General features: G+C 31.8%; 8 protein-coding genes. 4 read left to right on the plus strand and 4 right to left on the minus strand.

Annotated features, from left to right (window positions below; translation table 11 throughout):
* From Q0C58_RS07655 to Q0C58_RS07665, 3 genes are all read right to left on the minus strand, one after another.
* On the minus strand, positions 1-291 hold a 291-nt coding region (locus Q0C58_RS07655), incomplete at its 3' end, for a hypothetical protein (RefSeq protein WP_290699586.1).
* A gap of 12 nt (positions 292-303) precedes the next feature.
* Positions 304-846 carry a sigma-70 family RNA polymerase sigma factor gene (locus Q0C58_RS07660; RefSeq protein ID WP_290699589.1) on the minus strand — a complete coding sequence of 181 codons (543 nt, stop codon included), beginning with the start codon at positions 844-846 and terminating at the stop codon, positions 304-306.
* A 137-nt stretch (positions 847-983) separates the two neighbouring features.
* Positions 984-1,778, minus strand: coding sequence for a DnaJ domain-containing protein (locus tag Q0C58_RS07665; RefSeq protein ID WP_290699592.1), 795 nt, complete (start codon positions 1,776-1,778; stop codon positions 984-986).
* Between the two features lie 321 nt (positions 1,779-2,099).
* Between Q0C58_RS07665 and Q0C58_RS07670 the strand changes: the two genes are divergently transcribed.
* The 4 genes from Q0C58_RS07670 (at position 2,100) to Q0C58_RS07685 (ending at position 4,984) form a co-directional block, all read left to right on the plus strand.
* The gene (locus Q0C58_RS07670) at positions 2,100-2,510 is read left to right on the plus strand and encodes a BrxA/BrxB family bacilliredoxin (RefSeq protein ID WP_290699595.1); all 411 of its coding nucleotides are present in this window, start codon (positions 2,100-2,102) and stop codon (positions 2,508-2,510) included.
* Positions 2,511-2,592: 82 nt separating this feature from the next.
* Positions 2,593-3,330: a lysophospholipid acyltransferase family protein gene (locus Q0C58_RS07675; protein ID WP_290699598.1), complete on the plus strand. Its 738-nt coding sequence runs from the start codon at positions 2,593-2,595 to the stop codon at positions 3,328-3,330.
* Between the two features lie 4 nt (positions 3,331-3,334).
* Positions 3,335-4,321, plus strand: coding sequence for an acyl-ACP desaturase (locus Q0C58_RS07680; protein WP_290699600.1), 987 nt, complete (start codon positions 3,335-3,337; stop codon positions 4,319-4,321).
* A 3-nt stretch (positions 4,322-4,324) separates the two neighbouring features.
* Positions 4,325-4,984, plus strand: a complete 660-nt coding sequence (locus Q0C58_RS07685; protein ID WP_290699603.1) for an HD domain-containing protein — start codon at positions 4,325-4,327, stop codon at positions 4,982-4,984.
* Positions 4,985-5,196: 212 nt separating this feature from the next.
* Here the strand turns inward: Q0C58_RS07685 and Q0C58_RS07690 are convergent, their stop codons facing one another.
* Positions 5,197-6,066: an AraC family transcriptional regulator gene (locus tag Q0C58_RS07690; protein WP_290699606.1), complete on the minus strand. Its 870-nt coding sequence runs from the start codon at positions 6,064-6,066 to the stop codon at positions 5,197-5,199.
* Positions 6,067-6,151: the final 85 nt, after the last annotated feature.

Consider the following 6,151-nt stretch of genomic DNA (forward strand, 5'->3'; position numbering starts at 1 on the left):
TTCATTTTTAAAAATGAAACTATAAATCAAAGCTGAAACTAAAATAACTCCAACTGAAACTCCTGTATATTTTATCCATTTAGAACGAACGTAACTTTTTTTCGCTGCATATATCTCGGTTTTTAAATCAACACGATTTATACCTCCTAAAATGACTAATTGTTCGTTATAAAGTTGATTAAATTCTGAATCTGTTTCTAGTTTTTTTTCAAAAGCTTGTTTTTCACTCTCAGAAAGTGTCTTGTTTAAATAAGCGTTTATTAAGTCTGTATTTTCTATATAATTTTCCATGATGATTTCGAATTAAGATTGAACGGTTTTAAAGTTAGTTCTGTAAATGTCTTTTGCTTTTTGTAAACATTTGTACTTCTGGTTTTTTGCAATTTTTTCGCTTTTAAATTGCATCACCTCAGCAATGTCTTTAAAAGACATTTTTTTGAGGTAAAACCGTTGTAGTAATTCTTGACATCGTACTCCTAATTCGCGAAAGGCATTTTCGGCAAATTGGTATTTTTGTTCTTCTAAAACGTTATGGAATAGAGAGACTTCATCTGTATTTAAATCGTGTAACTCTTGTTTCGAAAATTGTTTTTGTGTGTCTTTCCAAACAAATCGAGATACCGAATAAAGATAGGTGTAAAATGAAGATGTTAAAGTGAAATTAGATTTCTCAAGGTTTCTATTAAGTATAATTAACGCTTCTTGAAACACATCGCTAGCATCTACTTTTGTACCTCCTTTAGATAGAATGAGTTTCTCTATTCTTGGATAGAGTTTGTACAACTCTTTGAAGGCTTTGCTTCGCTGACCGTTTTTAAAAAGTTCCAATATTTTTTGATCGCTCATAAATAGTTGTTTACTTATTAATGGTCATTTTGTTAAAAGGTCTCCTAAATTAATTTGATTAATTCATCATTGCAAGAACAAAGTACGTGGTAATCTATTTATTTATAATACTGTAAACTGCCACTGCATACTTAATACTAAAAACGGCGTTCCTTCTGCAACTGCTCGTAAGCTTTTTGCACTTGCTTAAATTTATCTTCGGCTCCTTTTTTGTGTTCGTCTCCTAAGTGCTCTACTTTATCTGGATGGTATTTTTTAGCCATATTTCTATAGGCTTTTTTAATCTCGTTGTTGGTAGCAGATTTGGTAATGCCTAAAATTTTATATGCATTATCTCGACTGTTATAAAACATGGCTTTAATTCTACTATAATCGCTTGAGCTTATACCTAAGTAACCTGCAATTGTAAAAATCTGGCGTTCCTCGTCTTCGGTTACCATAGTATCTGCCTTTGCTATTCCAAATAGAAAGTGCATTAACTGTAAACGAGAAGAGTGATCCATCATTTGCTGGATTTGCATACAAACTTGGCGTAATGGTATGGTTTGCTGACTTACTTTTTTAAATAAATCGAAAGCTTTGTTAGCCCTTTCCTTACCATACATTTTAACAAACTCATTACGTACAAACGCTACCTCACGCTCGTCTTGTTTGCCATCTGCTTTTATAACTACTGTTGCCAAAATAAGTAAACTAATCTCGAAATCTCCAGAGGTTGTTTGTGCGCGACGTTGCTGTTGTGTTCTATAGTTTGGTCTGGATTGTTGATGTCTTCCACGTGTTTGTTGTGGCTCACCACCTCCTAGTAAAAAACCACCTTTACCAGAAGCTAAAGCATCTCCAATACTACCTAATGCTAAACCTATTATTGCACCTATTGGCCCTCCAAAAGACCAACCTAATGTGGCGCCAATCCATTTTAATCCTCTCATTTTTTACTCTAATTTTTAATAATTGTAAATATAATACTTGTGATACCAATTTTTATTTAAAATGAGTTAGAAATAATTTAAACTATTTTAAGTAATAATAGGTATTAATTGTCAACAAATCTCTTTTGTTACGACTATTAGCTGGTGAGCGTGTTAAGGATGGAAACGGCATCCTTTTTGCTTTTTTTAGCAAAAAGATACAGTGTACAGCCTGACCTTATGACACCTAAGTGGCATAAGGTAACGCTCAAAAACAATTTAGCACGAAAATTGATTAACTTTGTATTATAAATTATAATAATAAATAAATTTTTAAAAGATATGTATCCAGCAGAATTAGTAAAACCTATGAGCGAAGATTTAACAAGCGCAGGTTTTGAAGCATTAAATACAGCAGAAGCAGTTGATGCAGCAGTAAAAAAAGAAGGAACAACTTTAGTGGTTGTAAATTCGGTTTGTGGTTGTGCGGCAGCAAATGCGCGTCCAGGTGCTAAAATGAGTTTAAAAAATGATAAAAAACCTAGTACAATTGTAACTGTTTTTGCAGGTGTAGATACAGAAGCAGTTGACCAAGCACGTGGTCACATGGTACCTTTTCCTCCAAGTTCGCCAAGTATGGCTTTGTTTAAAAATGGAGAATTAGTACACATGTTAGAGCGTCACCATATTGAAGGTCGTCCTGCAGAGTTAATTGCAGAAAACCTTATGGATGCTTATAACGAGCATTGCTAAAATTATAAACTAAGTATTATAGAAAAACCGCGTTTTTTAAACGCGGTTTTTCTATTTTTGGAACATAGATTTTATATTAAAAATGAGAAAACTATTAGCATACCCATTAACTTGTATTTATTTTCTATTTTTTGGAATATCATTACTTGTTTTTCATCCAATACAATGGATTTGCTTAAATGTGTTTGGTTACAAAACGCATAAAAAAAGTGTCGATTTTTTACAGTTTTCTTTAATGCGCTGTGTTAATTTTTTAGGCTCGTGGCATACCTTTAAAAATATATATAAACTAGATACTTCTCAACCTATAATTATAGTTTCTAATCACCAAAGCATGGCAGATATCCCACCATTAATGTGGTATTTTAGAAAGCATCATGTTAAATTTGTGAGTAAAAAAGAGTTAGGAAAAGGCATACCAAGTGTGTCTTACAATTTACGACATGGTGGCTCTGCACTAATAGACCGAAAAAACCCAAGACAATCTATTGTTGCTATTAGAAAATTTTCAGATTATATAGAATCTACAAATCGTGCTGCTGTTATTTTTCCAGAAGGTACTAGAAGTCGTGATGGTAAACCAAAACCATTTCATACAAAAGGATTAGAAACACTTATAAAGTATATTCCTAGCGCTGTAATAGTGCCTGTAACCATTAATAATTCGTGGAAAACGTTACGTTATGGTAAATTTCCAATGGGAATAGGAAACCATTTAACTTTCGAAGCCCATAAACCAATTAAATTTAGTGATTTTGATTCTAAAGAAGCATTACTCACACATATAGAAATAACCATAAAGAACAATATCAAACTATAACAATATGTCATTGAAAAATATAAGATTAGAGGTCATGAATTTTTTAGAAAAAGACATTGAATCTCTTATTAAAAAATATTTGATTCCGCCAGAAACTATTTGGCAACCGTCTGATTTTTTACCAAATTCTGAAGGCCCTAATTTCTTAGAGGAAATAAAAGAAATTAGAGAACTCTCTAAAGAGTTGCCTTACGATTTTTGGGTAGTTTTAGTTGGAGACATGATTACAGAAGAAGCATTACCAACCTACGAATCTTGGTTAATGGATGTTGAAGGTGTCGACCAGAACGGAAGAAACGGTTGGTCTAAATGGGTAAAACATTGGACTGCCGAAGAAAACCGTCATGGCGATGTGTTAAACAAATATTTATACCTTTCTGGACGTGTTAATATGAGAGAAATAGAACAAACCACACAGCATCTTATTGCAGATGGGTTTGATATTGGTACAGCGCAAGATCCTTATAAAAACTTTGTATATACAAGTTTTCAAGAATTAGCAACCTACGTCTCTCACAACCGAGTTGCAAAATTAGCAAAGCAAAAAGGGAATAAGCAGTTGTCTAAAATGTGTAAAATTATTTCTGGAGACGAAATGAGACACCATCATGCTTATAGCGAATTTGTAGAACGTATTTTTGCTGTAGATCCAAGCCAAATGATGATGGCTTTCCAATACATGATGAAACAAAAAATTACAATGCCTGCTCATTTTTTAAGAGAATCTGGCGGAAAAATTGGAAGCATTTTCGAAGAATTTTCTAATACTGCACAACGTATAGGTGTTTATACTTCTCTAGATTATATTGAAATTCTAGAAAAACTAATCAAGCGTTGGGAAATAGATAAAATTACAGATCTTAATGATGATGCTGAAAAAGCACGTGATTATTTAATGAAATTACCTTCGCGAATGTTACGTTTGGCAGATAGAATCAAGATTCCAGAAAACTCTTATCAATTTAAATGGGTTGAACCAGCAAAATTATAATTGATGCCGTTAAATAATAATTTAATTGAAGCAACAAAAACCTTTGTAAAAACAGAATTGGCTGATGCCGAAGGTGGACACGATTGGTTTCACATTGAGCGTGTTTATAACAATGCACTGATTATTTCTAAAGGAGAAACTGTGGACACACTTATTGTTGCTTTAGGTGCTTTATTACATGACATTGCAGACAGTAAGTTTTATGATGGAGATGATACGGTTGGTCCTAAAAAAGCAACACAATTTTTACAGAAACACAAAGTAGAAATCACAATAATAGACCACGTTGTAAATATTATTAAAAACATTTCTTTTAGTGCTAACATTGATAAAATAAACACTTTTAATTCTATAGAATTACAAGTTGTGCAAGATGCAGATAGACTAGATGCGCTTGGTGCTATTGGTATTGCACGTACTTTTAATTATGGTGGTTTTAAAAACAGAGCCATTTATAATCCTGAGATTAAACCTAATCTTAAAATGACAAAGGAAGAATACAAGGCTTCAACTGCACCAACACTAAATCATTTTTACGAAAAACTATTACTTTTAAAAGATACAATGAATACTAAAACTGGCAGAAAAATAGCCGAAGAACGCCATAATTATATGGTCTCTTTTTTAGAGCAGTTTTTTGCAGAAGTTAATGGCGAAAAATAAGTTAGTTTTCTTTAGCTATTTCTAGTGCAGTAATTTTATACTCTAAAATAGTCATCTCTTCTCCGCTTTCTATAATCTCTTCTGCTGTTAATTTATTGCTGCTGTTAACAAAATATATCATTTCTTTTAGTAAAATAATACTCTAATGCTTCATCAATCTTGTTTATCATAAAAAAAATTATTTTTTTATAAAATATGTAATTAATCATCACTTATTGTATAATTTGTTTCATCTCACTTCTATATTTAGAAGCATTTTTACCTGTGATTTCCTTAAATAGCTTGTTAAAATGTGAGAAGTTATTAAAGCCACATTCAAAACAAACCTCTGTAATACTCATTTTGCTTTCGACTAATAATTTTGTTGCATTTACTACACGATATTCATTAACTAACTTAGTAAACGTTTTACCTGTTGCTTTTTTAAAATAGCGACAAAAAGCAGGAACAGTCATACTCACTTGCTCTGCAATGGTATCTAGGCTTATATGTTCTCTAAAATTACTATTAACATATTTAAAGATAATATCAATTTTAGCATTGTCTTGTAGTTTTGCTTCAAAAGCATAACCATCTGCATTTAATAACACATAGTCGTCAGCTTCAGCTAAAATATGGAGAATTTCAAGTAGTTTAATAACGCGCTTAAATCCTTCGTATTTGGTTAGTTTTGTTATTTTTTCTCCTACTTTTTTCTTTGTTTCAGGTTTAAAAAGCACTCCCTTTTTAGCACGTTCTAGAAGTAGTGCTATGCTATTCATCTGTGGCAGACTAAAAAAATCTTTTCCTAAAAAATCTGGATGAAACTGTATTAAGGTTTCTTTTCCTTTTGCAGTTAATCTATTTCCGTATCCATTATGTGGTAAATTAGAACCTACTAAAATAAGTTGACTATTGTTAAAATAAGACATGTGGTTTCCAATATGTCTTCTGCCTTTTCCTTTATTAACATACACCAATTCAATTTCTGGATGAAAATGCCAAAAAGCTTGATCGCGCCTTCTCTTTTTAAGCTTATTTACTGCTAAAATAGAGTTTCCAAATCCAGGTGAAATTTTTTCTAATGTAGGTTTGTTATACAATGGTACTTATTTGTGTACAAAATTAGCCGTTATTCCATTTCTAATTCTATGCTAAATTACCACTTTTATTTATTAAATTAACCTT

The organism is Lacinutrix sp. (genome assembly GCF_023299985.1).
GTDB lineage: Bacteria > Bacteroidota > Bacteroidia > Flavobacteriales > Flavobacteriaceae > Lacinutrix.